At 73.6% G+C, this 20736-nt stretch carries 11 protein-coding genes; 10 read left to right on the forward strand and 1 reads right to left on the reverse strand.

Going from position 1 to position 20736, the window contains the following annotated elements; all coding sequences use genetic code 11:
• Window positions 1–95: 95 nt before the first annotated feature.
• The 10 genes from CD790_RS16565 to CD790_RS16610 all read left to right on the forward strand — a co-directional run bounded on the left by CD790_RS16565 (window position 96) and on the right by CD790_RS16610 (window position 18819).
• Entirely contained in the window at window positions 96–836 is a 741-nt protein-coding gene (locus CD790_RS16565; RefSeq protein WP_186319056.1) for an AfsR/SARP family transcriptional regulator, read from the forward strand.
• Window positions 837–1011: 175 nt separating this feature from the next.
• Window positions 1012–3069, forward strand: coding sequence for a phosphocholine-specific phospholipase C (locus tag CD790_RS16570; protein WP_144383995.1), 2058 nt, complete (start codon window positions 1012–1014; stop codon window positions 3067–3069).
• A gap of 205 nt (window positions 3070–3274) precedes the next feature.
• The gene (locus tag CD790_RS16575) at window positions 3275–4417 is read left to right on the forward strand and encodes a CapA family protein (protein WP_144383996.1); all 1143 of its coding nucleotides are present in this window, start codon (window positions 3275–3277) and stop codon (window positions 4415–4417) included.
• A gap of 668 nt (window positions 4418–5085) precedes the next feature.
• Window positions 5086–5829, forward strand: a complete 744-nt coding sequence (locus CD790_RS16580) for an IPT/TIG domain-containing protein (RefSeq protein ID WP_144383997.1) — start codon at window positions 5086–5088, stop codon at window positions 5827–5829.
• An 85-nt stretch (window positions 5830–5914) separates the two neighbouring features.
• Complete coding sequence (locus CD790_RS16585; protein WP_144383998.1) at window positions 5915–6973, forward strand: IPT/TIG domain-containing protein; 1059 nt, start codon at window positions 5915–5917, stop codon at window positions 6971–6973.
• Between the two features lie 284 nt (window positions 6974–7257).
• The gene (locus tag CD790_RS16590) at window positions 7258–8622 is read left to right on the forward strand and encodes a beta-ketoacyl synthase N-terminal-like domain-containing protein (RefSeq protein WP_144383999.1); all 1365 of its coding nucleotides are present in this window, start codon (window positions 7258–7260) and stop codon (window positions 8620–8622) included.
• A gap of 75 nt (window positions 8623–8697) precedes the next feature.
• Window positions 8698–15225 carry a type I polyketide synthase gene (locus tag CD790_RS16595; RefSeq protein WP_186319057.1) on the forward strand — a complete coding sequence of 2176 codons (6528 nt, stop codon included), beginning with the start codon at window positions 8698–8700 and terminating at the stop codon, window positions 15223–15225.
• Window positions 15226–15631: 406 nt separating this feature from the next.
• A complete protein-coding gene (locus CD790_RS16600; RefSeq protein WP_144384001.1) occupies window positions 15632–16543 on the forward strand; it encodes a hypothetical protein in 912 nt (303 codons plus the stop codon).
• Between the two features lie 109 nt (window positions 16544–16652).
• Window positions 16653–17168, forward strand: a complete 516-nt coding sequence (locus tag CD790_RS16605) for an ATP-binding protein (protein ID WP_144384002.1) — start codon at window positions 16653–16655, stop codon at window positions 17166–17168.
• A 271-nt stretch (window positions 17169–17439) separates the two neighbouring features.
• Window positions 17440–18819, forward strand: coding sequence for a transcriptional regulator (locus CD790_RS16610; protein ID WP_144384003.1), 1380 nt, complete (start codon window positions 17440–17442; stop codon window positions 18817–18819).
• Between the two features lie 194 nt (window positions 18820–19013).
• On the opposite strand, the gene CD790_RS16615 is transcribed toward CD790_RS16610, so the two are convergent.
• Complete coding sequence (locus CD790_RS16615) at window positions 19014–20726, reverse strand: bifunctional phosphatase PAP2/diacylglycerol kinase family protein (protein WP_144384004.1); 1713 nt, start codon at window positions 20724–20726, stop codon at window positions 19014–19016.
• Window positions 20727–20736 lie beyond the last annotated feature (10 nt).

Consider the following 20736-nt stretch of genomic DNA (forward strand, 5'->3'; position numbering starts at 1 on the left):
AGTCGCGACTGGAGCGGGGGTACTCGGTGGCTTCAGCCTTAACGTTGGATGTCCGCGTTCTCGGCCCACTACAGGTGTGGTCACGAGAACGTCCGGTGGAGCTCGGACCGGCCCGACAGCGCGCGGTGCTGTCGGCCCTGCTGCTGACTCCGGGGCAGGTGGTCGCGCCGGAGCGGCTCAAGGAGGCCGTCTGGCCGCAGAATCCGCCCCGGGCGGCGATGGCGAACCTGCACAGTTACGTCTCCAACCTCCGGCGCAAGCTGGAGCCGAACAGCCCGCCCAGGAGCCGGAACCAGATCCTGCGGCGCGAGCTCTCCGGCTATGTGCTGGACGTGGACACCGATCTCATCGACGCCTGCCGCTTCGAACAGCTGCTGCGGGACGGGCGACGGCTGCTGCTGACGGGGCAGCTCCAGCGGGCCGGCGCCACGCTCGAAGCGTGCCTGGCGCTGTGGCGCGGCTCCCCGTACGCGGAGATGCGCGACTACGAACCGGCCGCGCACGCCGCCGCCCGGCTGGAGGAGCTGCGGCTGCTGGCCCTGGAGAGCCGCTGGGAGGCGGAGCTGCTGCACGGCCGGGACCCCTCGGTGATCGCCGCCGACCTGGCCACGGTCAGCCAGAAGTTCCCCACCCGGGAGCGGCTGAGCTGGCTGCACATGCAGGCCCTCTACCGCGCCGGCCGGCAGGCCGAGGCGCTCAAGGTGTACCACCAGACCAGGACCCTGCTCGCGGACGAGTACGGCGTCGACCCGGGACCCGAGCTCCAGGAGCTGTTCGGCACCATCCTCCGCGGCGCCTCGGCGGCCAGCCCGGTCTCCCCGGGGCCGGTCGGCTGATCCCCGCACCGCGCCCCGCGCGGGCCGCGCGGGGAGAACCACCGTGCACGGCAACGCTGTTCGCCTGGCGTACGGCACCTCGCCATGTCCGTGACACCACCGCTTCCCCGGAGCTCGCTGCGCTGGGAACATCCCATCTGGCCCCCCGTCCCCGCACACCACGAGGTCCCGTCTCATGTCCGATTACCACCGGCGGCGCTTCCTCCAGATCGCCGGCGCGGCCGCGGGCTTCTCGGCCCTGTCGAGCAGCATCGACCGCGCCGCCGCCATCCCGGCCACGCGCCGCTCCGGCACCATCGAGGACGTCGAGCACATCGTCGTCCTGATGCAGGAGAACCGTTCCTTCGACCACTACTTCGGCGCGCTCAAGGGCGTGCGGGGCTTCGGTGACCCGCGCCCGGTGACGCTGCCGAACGGCAAGTCCGTCTGGCACCAGTCGGACGGCGCCAAGGACCTGCTGCCGTTCCACCCGGACGCCGACGACCTGGGCATGCGGTTCCTGGAGGGTCTGCCGCACGGCTGGACCGACGGCCAGGCCGCGTACAACGGGGGCGGGTACGACAGGTGGGTGCCCGCCAAGGGCACCACGACCATGGCGTATCTGACCCGTGAGGACATCCCCTTCCACTACGCGCTCGCCGACGCCTTCACCGTCTGCGACGCCTACCACTGCTCGTTCATCGGCTCCACCGACCCGAACCGCTACTACATGCTGACGGGCCACACCGGCAACGACGGCAAGGGCGGCGGCCCGGTCCTCGGCAACGACGAGCTGGGGTACGGCTGGACGACCTACGCCGAGCGTCTGGAGAAGGCCGGCATCTCCTGGAAGGTCTACCAGGACATCGGCGACGGTCTGGACGCCAAGGGCTCCTGGGGGTGGATCGAGGACGCCTACCGCGGCAACTACGGCGACAACTCGCTGCTCTACTTCACCGCCTTCCGCGACGCCAGGCCGGGCGACCCGCTGTACGAGAAGGCCCGCACCGGCACCGACGTCAAGAACGGCGACGGCTACTTCGACCGGCTGAAGGCGGACGTCAAGGCCGACAAGCTGCCGCGGGTCTCCTGGATCGCGGCCCCCGAGGCGTTCAGCGAGCACTCCAACTGGCCCTCGAACTACGGCGCCTGGTACATCGCCCAGGTCCTGGACGCGCTCACCTCCAATCCGGCGGTGTGGGCGAAGACGGCCCTGTTCATCACGTACGACGAGAACGACGGCTTCTTCGACCACGTGGTGCCGCCGCTCCCCCCGAAGGACGCGTCCCGGGGCAAGTCCACGGTCGACGTCTCCCTCGACCTCTACCCGGGCGACAGCAAGCGGCCGGCCGGTCCGTACGGCCTCGGCCCGCGGGTGCCGATGCTGGTCGTCTCGCCGTGGAGCAAGGGCGGCTACGTCTGCTCGGAGACCTTCGACCACACCTCCCTCATCCGGTTCATGGAGCGCCGCTTCGGCGTGGTCGAGCCCCACATCTCGCCCTGGCGCCGGGCCATCTGCGGGGACCTGACCTCGGCCTTCGACTTCGAGCACCGGCGCACCCGGCCGGCCGAGCTCCCCGACACCGACGCGTACCGGCCGATCGACGACAAGCGGCACCCCGACTACTCGCCCACGCCGCCGGCCGACCCCTCGATGCCCAAGCAGGAGAAGGGCTCCCGGCGCACCCGCCCGCTGAAGTACGCCCCGCTGACCGACGGCTCCACGACCCCGTCGACCGGCCGCGTCACGCTAACCTTCAGCGGAGGCGAGAAGGCGGGCGCCTGCTTCACCGTCACCTCCGGCAACCGCACCGACGGCCCGTGGACCTACACCACCGAGGCCGGCAAGAAGATCTCCGACACCTGGAACACCGCCTACTCCCGGGGCGTCTACGACCTGACGGTGCACGGCCCGAACGGCTTCCTGCGCGGCTTCAGGGGCGCCGGCTCGGCCACCGACCCCGAGGTCACCGCCCGTCACGTGGCCCGCGGCGGACGGCTCAGGCTCACCATGACCAACCCGGGCACGGTCGACGCCCACCTCACCCTCACCGACGCCTACACCGGCCGGAGCGAGACCTTCCGGGTGCGCGCGGGCCGCACCGTGACCCACACGGTGGAACCGCGCCGCGGCAGCCGCTGGTACGACCTGTCCATCACCTCGGACACGGACGAGAGGTTCCTACGGCGCTTCGCCGGACACGTGGAGACGGGTGAGCCGGGCGTGAGCGACCCGGCGATCATCACCGGGTGACGGCCGTGGGCTGATCCCGACCCGTTCACGGGCCTACGGGCCACGGGGGCCGCTCCCGCGCGTACGCGGGGGCGGCCCCCGCACTCCGTACCTCCGCCGCCGGCCCCGGTCGGGTGCCGAGCGCCACCGAGGGAGCGAAGGAGGCAGCTATGTGGGTAAATCTCATTATCGACATTCCTGTCCGCATACGAAGGCGGCGTGCACCGTGTTCCACTCCCTGCGCCACCGAACCGCGCCGGCGGCCGCCGCGCTCCTGCTCGGCATAGCCCTGGCCTGCGAAGCCGGATCCGTGCACCAGAGCGCGCAGCAGGGGCCCGCGCCGGCCGGCCGGGGCTTCACCCTGCTGGCCACCGGCGACCTCCTGGTCCACGCCTCGGTGATCCGTCAGGCGCGGGCCGACGCGGGCGGCGAGGGGTACGACTTCCGGCGTATGCTCGCCGGGGCCCAGCCCCTGGTCAGCGAGGCTGACCTGGCGATATGCCATATGGAGACGGTCTACGGCTCCGACGGCGGCCCGTTCACCGGCTATCCCGCCTTCAAGACCCCGCCGCAGCTCGCCCAGTCGGTGCGGGACACCGGCTACGACTCCTGTTCCACCGCCTCCAACCACACGTTGGACGCCGGCGCCGAGGGGGTGCGGCGCACCCTCGACGCCATGGACCGGGCCGGCCTCCGGCACGCCGGCACCGCCCGCTCCGCCGGCGAGCGCGACTGGACGCTGTTGAAGGCGGGGGATGCCGAGGTCGCCCATCTGGCGTACACCTACGGCACCAACGGCATACCCGTCCCCGAGGGCCGACCCTGGCTGGTCAACCTCATCGACCCGGAGCGGATCGTCCGGGACGCCCGGGCGGCCCGCCGGGCCGGAGCCGAGGTGGTGGTGGTGAGCCTGCACTGGGGCACCGAGTGGCAGCGCGCCCCCGACGAGCTCCAGCTCTTCGTGGCCCGGAGGCTCACCGCCTCGACCGACCGGGGCCACCGCGACATCGATCTCATCATCGGCACCCATGCCCATGTGCCCCAGGCGTACGAGAAGGTCAACGGCGTCTGGGTGGTCTACGGGATGGGCGACCAGATCGCCGGTGTGATGGGCGACCCCCGCGGCCAGATGGGCTCCGCCGCCCGCTTCACCTTCGCCCCGGCCACGGCCGGGGGCGCCGCGTGGACGGTGCGGAAGGCGGAGTTCATCCCCTACGTGGTCGACAACGATCCCATCCGGGTGGTCAACCTCCCCCAGGCCCTGGCCGAGCACCCGGACGACGCGCGCTACTCCACCGCTCTGAAGACCGTCCGCGACGCCGTCCTCGACCGCGGCGCCGACCGGGACGGCCTCACGATGGGCCGCTGACCCGCCCCGACCCGCGCCGTCCCCCTTCCACGCCCTCGGAGCCACGCGCCCTCGGACCCACGCGCGCGCCCCGTCCCGCCGTCCGCCGCCGGGGGCGCGCCACGCGCTCGGCGACGTCGCTCCGCGGGCCGTGACCGGCGCGGGGGCCGGGCGGCGCCGGCGCGGAGCCCGGGCGCGGGCAGCGGCCCGGGGCGGGGCGGCGGGGCCCCGCGGGGGGCACGGGGGTAGTACGACGCACCAGGCGTCACGACCCGCCATCCGGGTGACAGGGCCGCGCGACTATTGCCCCGCGTAACAGCCGAATGGATTACTTGTCATTATCCAATCCGGTGGGTCGCCCATCCTTTCCGGGGAGTGGCGTTCGGCTTGCCCTCGCCTTTGCCTCACATCGGGCGGCGGCCTCGCCGAAAGTCACCTGGGCGTCCCCGGAAAAGGATTGGGAGGCGCCAGCCGGCGCCTTACGAGTCGCCGGCTGGCGCGCACCACACGCCGCGTCCGGGGAGCTTCGGGCCCATGGCCGTGGCGGCGTCGGCACACCGTCGACGGCGGAGCGTCCCTTCACCTCGACGTGCGCGCACGATGCCAGCCGGGCGGATTTCGCCCCGTTCCAACGCGCCTCCATCGCGCGGGATTCCCCCATCGCACCGATAACCAAAGAAGGAGTGGCCATGCCCATTTCTCCCAATCAGGGATCGACCGGCGGCGGAACGACGGTCACCATCACCGGCACCAACCTCGGCGGCGCGCTCGCGGTGAAGTTCGGCAGCAAGCTGGCGACCATCACCGCGAACACCGCCACCTCGGTCACCGTCATCTCGCCCTCCGGCACCGGAGTGGTCGACGTCACGGTCGTCACGCTCGGCGGCGTCAGCAATCCGCTGCCCTTCTACTATGTGGGCGCCCCGTTCAAGTCGGGGCTGAGCGACCTGTCCGGGCCGACGGCCGGTGGTAACACCGTCACCCTCACCGGTGTGGGCCTGTCCACCGCCTCCGCGGTGAACTTCGGCGCCAACGCGGTGACCCCGGTGGTGCTCAGCGACAGCCAGCTCAGCGTCACGGTGCCGGCGGGCGCCGCGGCCGGACCCGTGGCGGTCAGCGTCACCACGCTCGGCGGCACCAACAACGGGCTGTCCTACACCTATGTGGACGTCCCCACGATCGGCGCCCCGCTTCCGGCCACCGGGCCGACGTCCGGCGGTACCCCGGTGACCATCCCCGGCACGGGGCTCAGCACCACCCAGTCGGTCACCTTCGACGGGGCCTCGGCGCCGTTCGTGGTGGTCTCCGACACCAGCCTGACCGCCGTCACCCCGCCGGGGACGGCGGGTGCCGCGGACGTCGTGGTGACCACCACCGGCGGCACCGTCACCGGCGCCGGCGCCTTCAGCTACGTCGCCGGACCGGGTATCTGACCGAAGGCCCGCCCACGGCCCCCGCAAAGCGAGCCCCGGCCGGTCAACCCCCCTCCGGCCGGGGCTCTCCCCGGAAAGGGATTCCATGCGTGAGCTCCACGATCCATCAGGCCGTCAGAGCGCCCAGCAGGTAGGGCCCGTCGTCGGTTCCGTCTCCCCGTCGTCCGGCCCGGCCTCGGGCGGCGCGCTCGTCACGGTGACCGGCTCGGGCTTCAGCGCGGTCACCGCGGTGTGGTTCGGCTCACTGCCGGCCATCCGCTTCACCGTCGAATCCTCCTCACGGATCACCGCGGTGACGCCGCCCGGCGCCGGCACCGTCCGGGTCAGCGTGAGCACGCTGTTCGGCGGCACGAGCACCCAGAACGTCACCTACACCTACCTCACCGTGGCCGCCCCCCGGCTGACCGCGATCACCCCCGACTCGGGCCCGGTTTCCGGGGGGAACGTCGTCGCGCTGACGGGGACGGGTCTGACCGGGGCCACGGCCGTCCACTTCGGGACCGTCCCGGCGACCTCCTTCACCGTGGTCTCCGCGACCCGCATCAGCGCCGTCGTGCCGCCCGGCGTGGTCGGCCCGGTCGCGGTCACCGTCACCACCCCGGGAGGTGTCAGCGACGGTCTGGCCTACTACTACCTGGGCGCGCCGACGCTCACCGGTGTCAGCCCCGCCATGGGCCCCATCGGCGGCGGGAACACCGTGACGCTCACCGGCGACCACCTCTCCACGGCCACCGCGGTGCGCTTCGGGAGCGTGCCGGCCCCGTCCTTCACCGTCGTGTCCGACACCCGGATCACCGCGGTCGCCCCGCCGGGGGTCGGCACCGCGCAGATCACCGTCGAGACGACCGCCGGCGTCAGCAACGGGGTCCGCTACGCCTATCTCGCGGCCCCGGTGCTCGTCTCCGTCAGCCCGGACCGCGGCCCGCAGTCCGGCGGCGACAGCGTCACCATCGCCGGCACCGGCCTCACCTGGGCCTCCGCGGTCCGGTTCGGCTCCGCCTCGGCGACCTTCACCGTGCTCTCCGACACCCGGCTCACCGCGGTGGTCCCGCCCGGGAGCGGCACCGCGCCGATCACCGTCACCACCCCGGGAGGCGTCGGCTCCGGGATTTCCTATACGTATCTTTCGGCGCCCGCCATCTGAGGGCCGGCCGGCTCCGACATCGCCCCGGTGCCCTTCCCCACGGGAAGGGCACCTTTCCCTGCTTTCTCCACCTTCTCTTCACCGTCCTCTCCGGCCTTTGGCAGAACCCCTTTCGCCGCACCCGTGAATACCTTCTCGTACCACCCCCACGCATCGTTCACTCCCTTCCTCGCCTCATCCACCGAAGTTAAAGTCAAACGCCCAACGACAAGCCGTACTTCGGTGAAGTCGCATCCCCGCAGGAGGGAATCCATGCGTAATTCCCCCACGCCCGGAGGTACTCCATGAATACACGAGAGGCCGCCCGACACGCCGGAAACGCCAGAGACGTCATGGTCACCGGAATGGGCTTCTGCCTGCCTGGCATCCACGAACCGGTCCGCACCGCGGCCGAGTTGTGGGACATCGCCTCCCGGGGCGCCACGTGTCTCGCCCGGGACGAAGTCTACTTCGGCTCCGTGAACCTCACTCCCGCGATGTTCGAGGAACGACTCCCCGATATTCCGGAATTCTTCTCCCGGCATTACACCGCCGCCCACCGGTTCGGTCTGATGGCCATGGCGGAAGCCTGCGCGGACGGGCAACTCAACTACCGCGCCGGCGATCTCGAGGAAGCCGCCATCCTGGTCGGGCGGGGCAGCGTGGACACCAACATCGACAGCTATCTGTCGGTGCTCGGCGCCGATCCGGACGCGGTGGGCGGGCTGGCGGCCATGGATCTGTTCGTCTCCGCCGAACAGGCCATGACCCCGTCCGACGTCGCTCTCGTCCAGTCCGCCCTGGCCCGGTCCACCGGTCCGTGCTTCACGGTCTCCTGCGGCTGCGCCTCCTCCGCCGTCCAGATCGGCAACGCCCGTCGGATGATCGCCCACGGCGAGGTTGACCTCGCGGTCGTCACCGGGGTGGACGTCTTCAACCTGCGGCTCCTGCAGAACATCCAGCGTCTGCTGCACGACACCCAGGCGGCGTACGACACGGTGCGAGCCGACGTGGCGCGGGCCGACGCGGTGCCCGACGCCGAGGGCATGCCCGACCTGGTGCCCTCGTTCGAGTCGCTGATGCGTCCCTACGACCGCCGGGCGAGCAGCATCAACCACGGCGAGGGGGCGGCGACCGTGATCCTGGAGAGCCGCGAGCACGCGGAGCGCCGCGGCGCCTACACCTACGGCCAGGTCCTGGCCACCGCCCTGACCCGGGACGGGCTGGGCAACCCGCTCGCCGCCGACGAGTCCGGCGCCGAACTGGTGACGGCCGTGCGCAGGTGCCTGGGCGACCGGTGGCGCATCGAACAGATCCCGTACATCCACGGCGGCAGTGACGGCAATGTCGTGGTGACCGCCTTCGAGGCGAACGCGGTGCGCGAGCTGTACGGCGACGGCGTCGAGCCGCTGATGACCTCGCAGGAAGGCTGCTTCGGTCACAACGGGGCACCGTCCGGCTGCCTCGGGGTCGCCCTGACGACGCTGATGCTGGAGCGCGGCGAGGTCTGCCCGACCGCCAACTGCGAACAGCCCGTCGAGGGGCTGCCCTTCGACCCGGTGCCGGGCGTTCACTCGCGGCGGCTCGACTTCGATTACGCGCTCAACTTCAACTACCAGGTCGGCGGGGCGAAGCACGTCGTCCTGCTGGGTCGCCCGGATGCTGTCTGACCGCGGCGGCGGGGCGGCCCCTCCCTCGGTGGCCGGCCGCCCCGCGAGGAACCGAGAACGAGGAAAGAGGACGCGATGGACCACCACACGCGAGGGTCCGGCGATGCGATGACGGATGTCGCCGTGGTCGGCATGGGGTGCCGGCTCCCCGGCGGCGCGGACACCCCCGCCGCCTTCTGGCAGTTGCTGCGGGACGGACGGGACGCCGTGGGGGAACCGCCACCCGGCCGGCCCGAACTGCTGCCGGGCCCGGCCCCGGAACCCGACCGCCGGGGCGCCGACGCGGTCGCCCAGGGCGGGTATCTGAGTGACGTGTCCGGCTTCGACGCCGGCTTCTTCGGCGTGTCCGGTCGCGAGGCGGATGTGCTCGACCCACAGCACCGGCTGCTGCTGGAGGTGGCGTGGGAGGCCCTGGAGCACGGGGGATTCGCCCCGGACCGGCTGAAGGGCACCCGGACGGGGATCTTCGTCGGGCTCAGCTACGGCGACTACATGGAGCGGCTCGCCGAACTCCCCCAGTCCCTGGAGGGCTCCGTGCTGACCAACGGCCACTGTGTGGCCCCGGGCCGGATCTCCTACCTGCTGGGGCTGCACGGCCCGTGCCTGGCGCTCGACACGGCCTGCTCGTCGTCGCTGGTGGCGCTCCACCTCGCCGGCCAGGCGCTGCGCTCAGGCGAGTGCGACCTCGCCCTGGTCGGGGGCGTCTCGCTCGCCCTGGGGACGCGGGTCACCGGCTCCTTCGCCAGGATGGGCATGCTCTCGCCGACCGGGCGCTGCCACAGCTTCGACGCGGCGGCCGACGGCTTCGTGCGCGGCGAGGGGTGCGGGATCGTCGTACTGAAGTGCCTCGGCGACGCACAGCGGGACGACGACCGGGTGCTGGCCGTGGTGCGCGGCACGGCGGTGAACCAGGACGGCGCCTCGGACGGCCTCGCCGCCCCCTCGGCCGCCGCCCAACAGGCCCTGTACGAGGAGGCGCTGGCCCGCGCCGGCGTCGATCCCGGCGAGGTCGGGATGGTGGAGGCCCATGGCACCGGCACCCCGTTGGGCGACCCGACGGAGTTCGCCGGGCTGGCCGCGGTGTACGGGCAGGGGCGCGATCGCTGCGCGCTCACCTCGGTCAAGACCAACCTCGGCCACCTCGAACCGGCCGCCGGGGTGACCGGACTGATCAAGGCGATCCTCTCTCTGGGACACGGCCTCATCCCGCCCAACCTGCACTTCACCCGGTGGAATCCGGCCCTCTCGCCGGAGCGCACCCGGTTCTTCGTGCCCACGGAGCTCACCCCCTGGCCGACGCCCGAGGAGCCGCGCCTGGCGGCCGTCTCCTCCTTCGGTTTCTCCGGGACCAACGCGCACGCCGTGCTGGCGCAGGCGCCGCCGGCCCGCCGGCCGCTCCCCCGCGCGGTGCGCCCCGACCACCCCGACCACCCCGACCGCCATGACCGCGCCGAGCGCCACGACCGTGCGGACGGCCCCGACGGCGCGGACGGCCCCGACGGCGCCGACCGCCGCGAGGCCGCGCCGCGGCCCGAGGTCTTCCTGGTTCCCGCGGGTTCGCCGGACGCGCTGCCGACCGCGGCCCGGAGACTGGCGGACTGGCTGGAGGACGACGGGGCGAAGGCGCCGCTGCCGGACGTCGCCCACACCCTCGCGCTGCGGCGCTCCCCCGGGCGGGGGAGGCTGGGCGTGGTGGCCGCCACGCGCGGCGAACTGGTCGCCGAGCTGCGGCGGTTCGCCGAGGGACAGGCGGGGCCCTGCACCGTGTCCGGCGCGGTGGGACCGGATGTCGTCCGGCGCCCGGTGTGGGTGTTCTCCGGGCACGGATCGCAGTGGCCGGGCATGGGGCGCACGCTGCTGGCGGAGGAGCCGGCCTTCGCGGAGGCGCTGACGGAGGTCGACGCGCTGATCCGCGCCGAGAGCGGTCTGTGCATCCTCGACGCGATCCGCCGCGGCGCCCCGCTCGACGGGTGCGGGCGGGTGCAGCCCGCGCTGTTCGCCCTCCAGGTGGCGCTCGCCGCGCTGTGGCGGGCCCACGGGGTCGAACCGGCCGCGGTCATCGGCCACTCCCTCGGCGAGGTCGCCGCGGCCGTGGTGGCCGGCGGGCTCTCCCTGGCGGACGGGGTGCGGGTGGCCTGCCGCCGCTCCGCGCTGCTGGACCGGATCGCCGGCAGCGGGGCCATGGCGACCGTGGGGCTGGGCGCGCGGGAGGTGGCGGAGGAACTCGCGGCCGCGGGCGCCGACGGGGTCTCGGTCGCGGTGCTCGCCGCCCCCGGGTCCACGGTGATCGCGGGGGACACCGCTGAGGTCGAGCGGCTGGTCGCCGTCTGGGAGGCCCGCTCGCTCCCGGCCGCGATGATCGCCGTGGACGTCGCCTCCCACTCCCCCCAGGTGGACCCGCTGCTCCCGGAACTGGCCGCGGAGCTCGCGGAGCTGGAGCCCCGCCGGCCCCGGCTGCCCTTCTACTCGACGGTGTCGGACGAGCCGACGGAACCGGCCGGCTTCGACGCCGCCTACTGGTGCGCGAACCTGCGCCAGCCGGTCCGGTTCACCGCCGCGCTGGCCGCCGCCGCGGCCGATCGCCATCGGGTGTACGTGGAGGTCTCCCCGCACCCGGTGGTGGCCCACTCCCTCGCGCGGAGCCTGCCCGGGCCGCCGGACGCGGCCGTGGTGGTGCCCACGCTGCGTCGCGGCGAGCCCGAACGTGCCACCTTCCGGACCCAGTTGGCCGCGCTGCACTGCGCCGGTGTGCCGGTGGACTGGACCGTCCTCTACGGCGAAGGCCGACTGGCCGAGGTGCCGCCCATCGTCTTCGACCGGCAGCGCCACTGGGTGCCGCCCGCCCCGCCGGCGGCGGGACCGCCGGCGGAACCGGCGACAGGACCGGCGACGCCGACGGCGGGACCAGCCGCGGATCCGGCGGCGGAGGACGGGACGGGCGCACCGCTGCCGGGCGTCCGCCGGGAGGCTCCCGGCGACCCGGCGGTGCACTACTGGCGCGGCGAGGCCGGGACCGGAGCGCTGCCGTGGTTGGCGGACCACACCGTGCACGGCTCCACCGTCCTGCCCGGGGCGGCCCACCACGCCCTCGCGCTGACCTGCGGCTGCGCGGTCTTCGACGCTCCACCGGAGGAGATCGACGTGATCGACCTCCGGTTCCTGGAGCTGCTGCGGCTGGCGGAGCACACACCCGTCGCCACGACGGTGACGCCCACCGGGCCGGACCGCGCCCGGTGTGAGATCTTCGGCCGCGACCCGCAGGGCGGATGGGTCCGGCAGGCCACCGCGGAGCTGCACCGTCGCACCGCGCCGCGCCAGTCGCGGCCGGTGTCGGTGGACAGCCTGACGCTGCGTCACCCCCTGTCGCTGGACCCGGCCGCCCTGTACGCGAGCATGCGGGCCTGCGGCCTGGTGCACGGTCCGGCGTTCCAGGGCGTCACCGAGCTGAACGCCTCGCGCCGCGGTGACGGCTTCTGGGCGCGGCTCGAACTGCCCGCGGCCGCCTGGGCGCCCGAGCACGGGCTGGCCGTCCACCCCGTCCTCGTCGACCTCTGCGCCCAGCTCCCCATGGCCTGTCTGATCTCGGAGACCGAGCCGTCCCTGATCCTGCCGGTGGGGATGCGGGCGGTGCGGATCCTCGGCGACCCGGCGACCGCCGTCTACGGGCAGGTGCGTCTCGTCGACCCCGCGACCGACTCCGTGACGGGGCACGTGCGCCTGCTGGACGAGGCGGGCCGGCCGGTGCTGGCCGTCGACGGACTGCGCTTCGCCCGGCGTACCGAGCCCGCTCCCGACCGGACCGAGGGCTGGTTCCTCCAGGCCGGCTGGCAGCCCGCCGCTCTCGAGGAGCCCACGCCGGACGCCGCGCCCAAGGACGTGGTGCTCACCGGCGGCAACGGCAGTTCGGTGCGCACGCTGGAACAGTCCCTACAGGCGACCGGGGCGCAGGTGGAGGTCTGGACCGGCCCGGACGGGGACGAGCCGGTGGAGGCGCTCCGGGAGACCCTCGCCTGGCGGCTGTCCACCCGCTCGGTGCCGCCGCGCTCCGTGGCCCTGCTGTGCGAGGCGCGCCCCGGCGAGGATCCGACCGTGGCCGGGCTGCGGCACGCGCGGCAGCTGGTCGCCCTCGCCCAGGTGGCCGCCGACGTGCCCGGCACCCCGCCGCGGCTCTACGCGGTCACCCGCGGGGCGCGCGCGGTGCTCCCGGGTGAGGAGACCGACCTGGGGCCGAGTGCCCTGCGCGGGCTGGTGCGCGTACTCGCGCTCGAGCACCCCGAGCTCCGGGCGACGCTGGTGGACGCCGACCCGGCCGACACCGAGCTGCGCGGCGTGGCCGCGGAACTCGCCGGTGACGGGGTGGCGGACGAGGTCGGGCTGCGCGGCACGGACCGCTACGCCTCCCGGCTCGGCCGCGTCTCCCCGGCGGAGTGGGAGCGGGCCGGGGCGGCCGCCCGGACCGTGCGGTACGGGTTGGACGGGTTCCGGCTGCGGGCGGCCCACCCCGGCGACCTGGGGAGCCTGGAGCTGGCCGCGGTCGGGCGCCGGACGCCGGGCCAGGGCGAGGTGGAGTTGCGCGTCCAGGCCGCCGGGCTCAACTTCCGCGATGTGCTCACCGCCATGGGGTTGCTCCCCGGGGACCGGGACGTCCAGTACCGGATCGGCTTCGAGTGCGCGGGCGTCGTCACCGCGACCGGTCCCGGGGTGACCGAGGTCCGCCCCGGTGACCAGGTGTTGGCGGTCGACCTGCGGGGCGGGGCGTTCGGCTCCTTCCTCACGGTGTCCGCCGCGGCCGTCGCGCCGCTGCCGGCCGGGCTCGACCCCGTCGTGGCGGCGCGGCTGCCGGTGGCGTACCTCACCGCCTGGTACGCGCTGCGCGAGGTCGCTCGGCTCACGGCGGGCGAGCGGGTGCTGGTCCACTCGGCGACCGGCGGCACCGGGCTGGCCGCGGTCGAGGTGGCCCGTACGCTGGGCGCCGAGGTGCTGGCCACCGCGGGCAGCGAGGAGAAGCGGCGCTGTCTGCGCGCCATGGGCATCGCGGAGGTGATGGACTCCCGATCGCTGGACTTCCGCGACCAGGTGTGGGAGGCGACCGGCGGCGAGGGCGTCGACGTGGTCCTCAACTCCCTGTCCGGGCCGGCGATCCGAGCCGGTCTGGAGACGCTCCGCCCGTTCGGCCGCTTCGTCGAGCTGGGCGTGCGGGACATCCTCGCGGACAGCCCGCTGGGGCTCGCGCCGCTGCGCCACAACATCACCCTCAGCACCGTGGACCTGATCGAGCTGCAGCGGGCCCGCCCGGACGCCTTCGCCGCCCTGCTGCGGGAGGTGCTGGGCGAGGTGGCGGCGGGTCGACTGAAGCCGCTGCCGGGCATCGCGTTCCCGCTCTCCGCGGCCACCGACGCCTTCCGGCACATGGCGCAGGCCCGTCACATCGGCAAGGTGGTCCTGACCGTCCCGGAGCGCGGCGAGGCGACCGCGGTGCTGCCGGAGGGGGCGCCGACGGTCCGGCCGGGCGGCGCCTATCTCGTCACCGGCGGGCTGCGCGGCCTGGGGCTGGCCACCGCGCGCTGGCTGGCCGACCGGGGAGCCGGGCACCTCGTGCTCAACGGGCGCAGTCGCCCCTCCCCGGTCGTCACCGAACTCCTGGACGAGCTCACCGCCGGCGGAACCCGGATCACCGTCGTCCTCGGCGACATCGCCGACGCGCGCACCGGCGAACGGCTCATGGCCGCGGTCGAGGCCGAGGGAGCCCCGCTGTACGGGGTCGTGCACTGCGCCATGGCGCTGGAGGACGCCGCGGTGGTCAACATCCGGGACGATCAGCTCCGTCGGGTCTGGGCGCCCAAGGCGGTCGGGGCGTGGCGGCTGCACCAGGTGACGGCCGACCGCCAACTGGACTGGTTCGTGGTGTTCTCCTCGATGGCCTCGCTGCTGGGCAACCCCGGGCAGGGCGCGTACGCCGCCGCCAACTCCTGGCTGGACGGCTTCGCCGCGTGGCGTTCCGCGCGCGGGCTGCCGACGCTCGCGGTGAACTGGGGTCCGTGGGGCGAGACCGGTGTCGCCACCGACTTCGCCGCCCGCGGCTACCGGACCCTCTCCACCGAGGAGGGCCTGGCGGCGCTGGAGTTGCTGCTGCGCCACCGGCGGACGCAGACCGGCGTCATCCCCGGCGAGCCGGACACCTGGGTGCCCGCCGCCGGGCGGCGTTCGGACTTCTTCGGTCTGTTCACCCGGGACGATCGGCCGGACGACGACGGGCAGCCGGCCGACGACGCACGGACGGGTGACGGCGGACCGCCGCGGGACGACGGGATTCGCGCCCGTCTGCACGACCTCCCCGCCGGTCTGGGCCGCCGGGCCGCCCTGGAAATCTATCTGGCGGACCATATCCGTGCCGTGTTGCGATTGCGGGCCACCTCCCTCGATCCGCAGATTCCGTTGAAGGCGCTCGGATTCGATTCGCTGCTGGCGATGGAGCTGAGGTCGATCCTGGAAAGGAACCTGGAAATCCAACTGCCGGGGAATTTCGTGTGGCAGCATTCCACTGTGGCGGCGCTCGCCGAGGGGCTCGCCCAGCGCATGGGGCTGGAACTCACCCCGCCCTGACCGACTCCCGGCCCCGCGCGGCCTCGGTGGTCCGCGCCTCGACCGCGGCGGCACGGCCCGCTTCCCCCTGTGGGACGGGTCGTGCCGCCGCGCGCGCGGCACCCCGCGCACCCGCCTTCGGCCGTCCGCCCGTTATCCTCGCGACGGCCGTCGGCTATCGACGGTCGGGCAGCCCCTCCGCGCTTTTGCGGTCATCACACATGCCTCCACCGGGCTCTTCCCGCTTCCTTCACGGCCGCATGCGCCTACCGATTCGCACATCCTCGTGGATTCAATGAGATAACGCGAGAACGAAGGCTCATAGGAGCCTCGCGCCGCGATATGACGGGGCATCGCCTGGTGACCCTGAATTCGGGGCGAGAGTCTCGCTCGAATTCGCGCACGTCCCATGCGCTAGGAGGAAGAAATGAATCTGCGGAAGAACCTTCCGTCGATCGGCCTCGGCGTCGCCGGCGCCCTCGCCGTGACGCTGGCGACGACGATGCCGGCCGCCGCCCAGCCGAAGGCATACGTCTCGTGTGCGGTCTCGGACCTGATCGACGCCATCGACCAGGCCAACGCGGGCGGAGGCGGCACCCTTCTGCTGACACCCGGCTGCACCTACCAGCTGACCGCCGCGGAGAACGCGGACGACGGTCTGCCGGAGATCACCACCCCGATCAACATCCTGGGCGCCGGCGCCACCATCACGCGGTCCGCCTCCGCACCCAGCTTCCGGATCTTCCACGTCACGGGGTCGGGCAACCTCAACCTCACCGCCCTCACCGTTTCGGGAGGTTCGGTCCTCGGGTCCGGGGGTGGCATCCTCAACGAGGGGCAGCTCACCCTGAACACGTCGTTCATCGGCCGTAACGCCGCGTCCGACGTGGGCGGGGGCCTCGCCAACACCGGTACCGCGAACGTCAACGCCGGCACCCGTCTCGCCCTGAACACCGCCGTGGCCGGTGGGGGCGGTCTGCACAACGCCGCCGACGCCCTCGCGCGGTTGAGCGCCTCCAGCGTGGACAGCAACACCGTGACCGGGGAGGGAGCCCAGGGTGGCGGCGTCCTCAACGCGGGGGGCAATCTCCAGGGCTTCACGAGCACCATCGGCAGCAACACCGCCCTCGCCGAGGGCGCGACGGGCGGTGGGCTGGCCACGGTGGGCGGCACGGTGTCGCTGACCCTCGGCACCGTGGAGAACAACCGCGCCGACACCGCTCCAGGCGGGATCTACAACGACGGCTCCACCGTCAGCCTGACCCTGGTGCCGGCCTTCAACAACAACCCGACCAACTGCTCCGGCAGCCCCGATCCCGTCCCGGGATGCCTGGGTTGATGTGACGGGCACCGCTCCCCGGGGCGGGCCCCTGCCCGGGCGATCCCACCGCCCGGGCAGGGCGTCCGGCGACCGCCGGGGCAGCGGCGCCCCGACGGAAAGGCTTGCCATGCGCGGGAAATCATCGTCAGCCACCGCGACCGCGGTGGACGTCACCCTGACCCTGCAGCAGATCGAGGAGTGGTCGGGCGGCGCACCTCCGCCGCTGGACACTCCGTGGCGCTCGGGCCACCCCGTCGCGTTCTCCCTCCCGTCGACGGAGCGAGGAGTTCCGGCCTGCCGTCGCCTGGCACGGTCGTGGCTGGACTCGGAACAGGTCAACGGGGAGGGCGTGCGGTACGCGTTCCTGCTGGTGCTGTCGGAGCTGGTCACCAACGCGGTGCGCCACTCCCGGTCCGCCCTCATCACCGGCCGGTTCTGGAGGGCGAGCGGCCTGCTCTTCGTGGAGGTCCGCGACCAGGGCGGAACGCCCTCCAGGCCACGGGTGGTCGCTGCCCGCCGAAGCGACGCCCACGGGCGGGGGCTGGCGTTGATCGCCGCGACCGCATACGCCTGGGGCCGGCGCGGGAGTGGCGACGGCGGCTGTGCCGTGTGGGCGGCGGTCCCGCTCACACCGGTGCCGTAGGAGGTGAGCAGCTGATCCGGAAACCGTGCGCCGGGCATCGCGCCCCGGCGCACGCATGACGCATGGGGGGGCACGGGCGCCCACGCAAGCGCCCCTCGGGTTGCACCAGTTGCACCCGGCATACACCCAGTGATCCCGATACATGTTTTTTAGCCACAAAGACACCACCAGTTGCGGAAGAATGCTTATGCCAAGGGAAGATGCACCTCCGTTACGAAACGCCATGGTTTTCGACACGTGATGAGCAGATAGTCACTGGGAGGGACGCTGGATGGCTGCCCGATCACTTGCGACACGCGAGCCCAACGACCGGCTCGAAGCGTTGATCCACGAGGCGGCGGTTTCCCACGCGGGCCTGGCTCGTCGGGTCAACATGCGCGGAAGCAGATACGGACTCGATCTGCGGTACGACAAGACCTCGGTGAGCCGATGGGTCCGGGGACAGCGACCACGCGGCCGGACCACGGCCATCATCGCCGAGGTCCTGGGCGAGAAGCTGGGCCGCACGGTGTCCCTCGAAGAGATCGGCATGACCGACCGCGCGGACCTGGCGGCGGGAGCCGGGCTCAACTTCGCCCGGGACGTGGCGGGTGCGGTGGAGCACGCCTGCGCGCTGTGGCGCAGCGACGCCGGCCAGGGAAGGAGACCGTTCGGCGCCACGGTGTCGGCCTCGGCGCTGGTCAGCCCCAGCCGCGACTGGCTGATCACCGGCCTGGACGCGTCGGTCTCGCGCTCCGGGGGGCATCGGGTGGCCGATGCCGATCCGGACGCGGTCGAGGCGACCCTGCTGTCGCTGGCCACGCTCGACCACCGGTTCGGCGGCGGCCATGTGCGGCCCACGCTGGTGCACTATCTCGACAGCGTGGTGTCCGGGCTGCTGACCGGCTCCTACGGCGACTCCCTCGGCCGGCGGCTGTTCTCGGCGGCCGCCCGGCTCACCGAGCTGGCCGGCTATCTGGCGGAGGACGTCGGCCAGCCGAGCCTCGCCCAGCGCTACTACATCCAGGCCCTCCGGCTCTCCCAGGCGGCCGGCGACCGCGGCTTCGGCGGCTATGTGCTCGCCGCGGGCATGAGCAGGCTCGCGCCGCAGTTGGGGTACCCCCGAGAGGTCACCCAGCTGGCGCGGGCCGCCCGGGAGGGGTCGGTGGGCCGCGCGCCGTTCACGGTCCAGTCGCTGTGCCATGCCGCGGAGGCGCGCGGCTACGCCCTGCTCGGTGAGAAGCGGCTGTTCACCGCGACGATGGGGCAGGCGCTGGAGGTGCTGACGCGCGCCGACCCCGCCGCCGAGGCGGAGTGGGTCTCGCGCTTCAACCAGGCGTATCTGGCGGTGGAGCTGGCGCACGGTTACCAGGACCTGGAGAATCCGGCGCTCGCCGCGCGCTGGGCGGAGAAGGCGCTGACCGAGCTGCCCGAGGCCAGGGTGCGACGACGCGCCGTCGCGCTGCTGCTGCTCGCCACCGCGCGCGTGCTGGACGGGGAGGTGGAGGAGGGGTGCCGCTCGGCCGAACAGGCGCTGGACCTGATGCGGGGCCTGCGGTCGCACCTCGCCACCCAGCGGCTCAGCGAGTTCCGGCGCCGGCTGCGCGCCTTCCACCAGGTGGAGGCGGCGCGCTGCTTCTACAGCCGGCTGACGGAGTCGGCGACCTCGTAGCCCTGGGCGCTCGACCGCGGGCGACGCCCCGTCACCGCCAGACGCGGTCCAGGAAGCCGGCGATGAGCGGGGCGATGTCGGCGAGGCGCTCCTCCAGCGCGAGCGGCCTCCCGCCGCGGCAACCGGACCCGCGTCGCCCGCCACTACCGGCGCCGCACGTCCGGCTGAGCGACGGCGCCCCCGCGACGACCGGCTCAGCCCTCCCGCGGCGCGGCGCCCCCGGCCTCGCCCAGTCGGCGCGCCGCCGCGGCGGCCGCGCGGGCCGTCTGGAGGAGCTCGCTCTGGAGCACGGCGGGACGGTAGACGGTGAGCGCACCGGTGCGCTTGGCGATGAGCAGGGCGTCGGGGGCCGGGGCGACCTCTCCGTCGTGGGCGAGCCTGGCCGTGTCGCCCAGTCCGGTGAGCCGCAGCCGGTGGACCCTGGCCTTCATATAGATGTGCGAGTGCTCCAGCGCGCCGAACACGGCCGCCAGGATGACGCGCGTACGGGCCAGCCGTGGATTGCCGTCGATCAGCCGGACGTCGAGCAGGCCGTCGTCCAGCCGCTCGCGGTAGGCGGGGGCGAAGCCCTCGGGCGCGTAGCGGCCGTTGCCGACGAACAGCAGCCACACCCGGTGGGGGCGCCCGTTGATCTCCATCTCGGTCGGGGATCCGGTGCGCAGCACCCGGGCCAGCGCGACGGCGGTCGCGGGCCACTTGCCCAGCCGGCCCTGGAGCCGCTCGCGCAGGTGCACCAGCTCCGGGTAGAGGCCGATGCTGAAGGTGTTGACGAACGGGGTGATCCGAGCCGCCCCCTCGCCCGTCGTGGCCGGCCCCTCCCCCACAGCCGATCCGTCGCCCGACCCGGCGTCGGCGGCGGGGCCGAAGGGCGCGCCCGCGGCCGACCCCGCGTCAGGACCGGTGCCCCCGCCCCGTGCGGCGTTCGCCGCGTCGCCCTCGGCCGGCGCCGCGTACGCGAGGTCGACCGCGACCGCGTCCCCCTCCTCGACCGCGTAGGCGGTGTCGTCGAAGGCGGGGACGCCGACGTCGAGCGCGAAGTGGTTGAGGGTGCCGCCGGGGAAGACGGCCAGCGGCAGCCGGCGTTCCACGGCCAGGGCCGCGGCGGCGTTGACGCTGCCGTCGCCGCCGCAGATCCCGAGCGCGCCACCGCGCTCCGCGGCCCGGCGGGCGGCGCGATCCAGCAACGCGCCGAAGTCGTCGTCGGGGCCGCACTCCAGGATCTCCGCGGCGGGGAGCAGATCGCGCAGCTGCTCGGCGTACGACCGCACCGGTCCGAAGCCGGCGCCGGGCCCCGCCCCCCGGTTGACGACGACGCACAGCCCGGCGCCGCCGGGCAGCGCGGGGGCGGAGACACGTGGGCGGGCCTGGGCCGGCGTCTCCGGGCGCGGCGGCCACCAGCGGCAGGTGAGGGCGGCCGCCGTGGCGCCCATGGCGACCCCGGCCAGCACATCGCTGGGGTAGTGCACCCCGACGTACACCCGGGAGGCGGCCACCGCGGCGGCGACCGGGGCGACGAGCGCGCCGTACCGCAGCGATTCGAGGGCCACGCCGGTGGCGAAGGCCGCGGCGGAGGCCGAGTGCCCGGACGGGAACGAGCTCGTCCACGGCTGCCTGGCGAGCCGGCGCACCACCGGCACCGCGTCGATGACCGGGCGGCGCCGGTCCACCGTCCACTTGACGATCGCGTTGCTGGCCAGTGAGGCGGCCGCCAGCGAACCGACGCCGCGCAGCGCGGCGCGCCGCGCGGTGCGCCCCCCGACGGCGGCGAGCACCGCGGCCGTGCCCATCCAGAGCCGGCCGTGGTCGGCCGCCCGACTGAGCCGGGGCAGCAGCGGATGCGCGCCGCGGAACCGTCCTGCGGCGACGCGCGCGAAGATGTGCCGGTCCAGGTCGCTCAAGGGCCCCATGTCTTCGGAA

It is taken from the genome of Streptomyces sp. SAJ15, from assembly GCF_007595705.1.
Taxonomy (GTDB): domain Bacteria; phylum Actinomycetota; class Actinomycetes; order Streptomycetales; family Streptomycetaceae; genus Streptomyces.

Excerpts from the sequence above, each read along its gene's own strand:
- CD790_RS16615 (WP_144384004.1), bottom strand. The coding sequence starts at position 20,726 with ATGGGGCCCTTGAGCGACCTGGACCGGCACATCTTCGCGCGCGTCGCC.
- CD790_RS16595 (WP_186319057.1), top strand. The coding sequence starts at position 8,698 with ATGGACCACCACACGCGAGGGTCCGGCGATGCGATGACGGATGTCGCC.
- CD790_RS16610 (WP_144384003.1), top strand. The coding sequence starts at position 17,440 with ATGGCTGCCCGATCACTTGCGACACGCGAGCCCAACGACCGGCTCGAA.
- CD790_RS16605 (WP_144384002.1), top strand. The coding sequence starts at position 16,653 with ATGCGCGGGAAATCATCGTCAGCCACCGCGACCGCGGTGGACGTCACC.
- CD790_RS16600 (WP_144384001.1), top strand. The coding sequence starts at position 15,632 with ATGAATCTGCGGAAGAACCTTCCGTCGATCGGCCTCGGCGTCGCCGGC.
- CD790_RS16585 (WP_144383998.1), top strand. The coding sequence starts at position 5,915 with ATGCGTGAGCTCCACGATCCATCAGGCCGTCAGAGCGCCCAGCAGGTA.
- CD790_RS16570 (WP_144383995.1), top strand. The coding sequence starts at position 1,012 with ATGTCCGATTACCACCGGCGGCGCTTCCTCCAGATCGCCGGCGCGGCC.
- CD790_RS16580 (WP_144383997.1), top strand. The coding sequence starts at position 5,086 with ATGCCCATTTCTCCCAATCAGGGATCGACCGGCGGCGGAACGACGGTC.
- CD790_RS16590 (WP_144383999.1), top strand. The coding sequence starts at position 7,258 with ATGAATACACGAGAGGCCGCCCGACACGCCGGAAACGCCAGAGACGTC.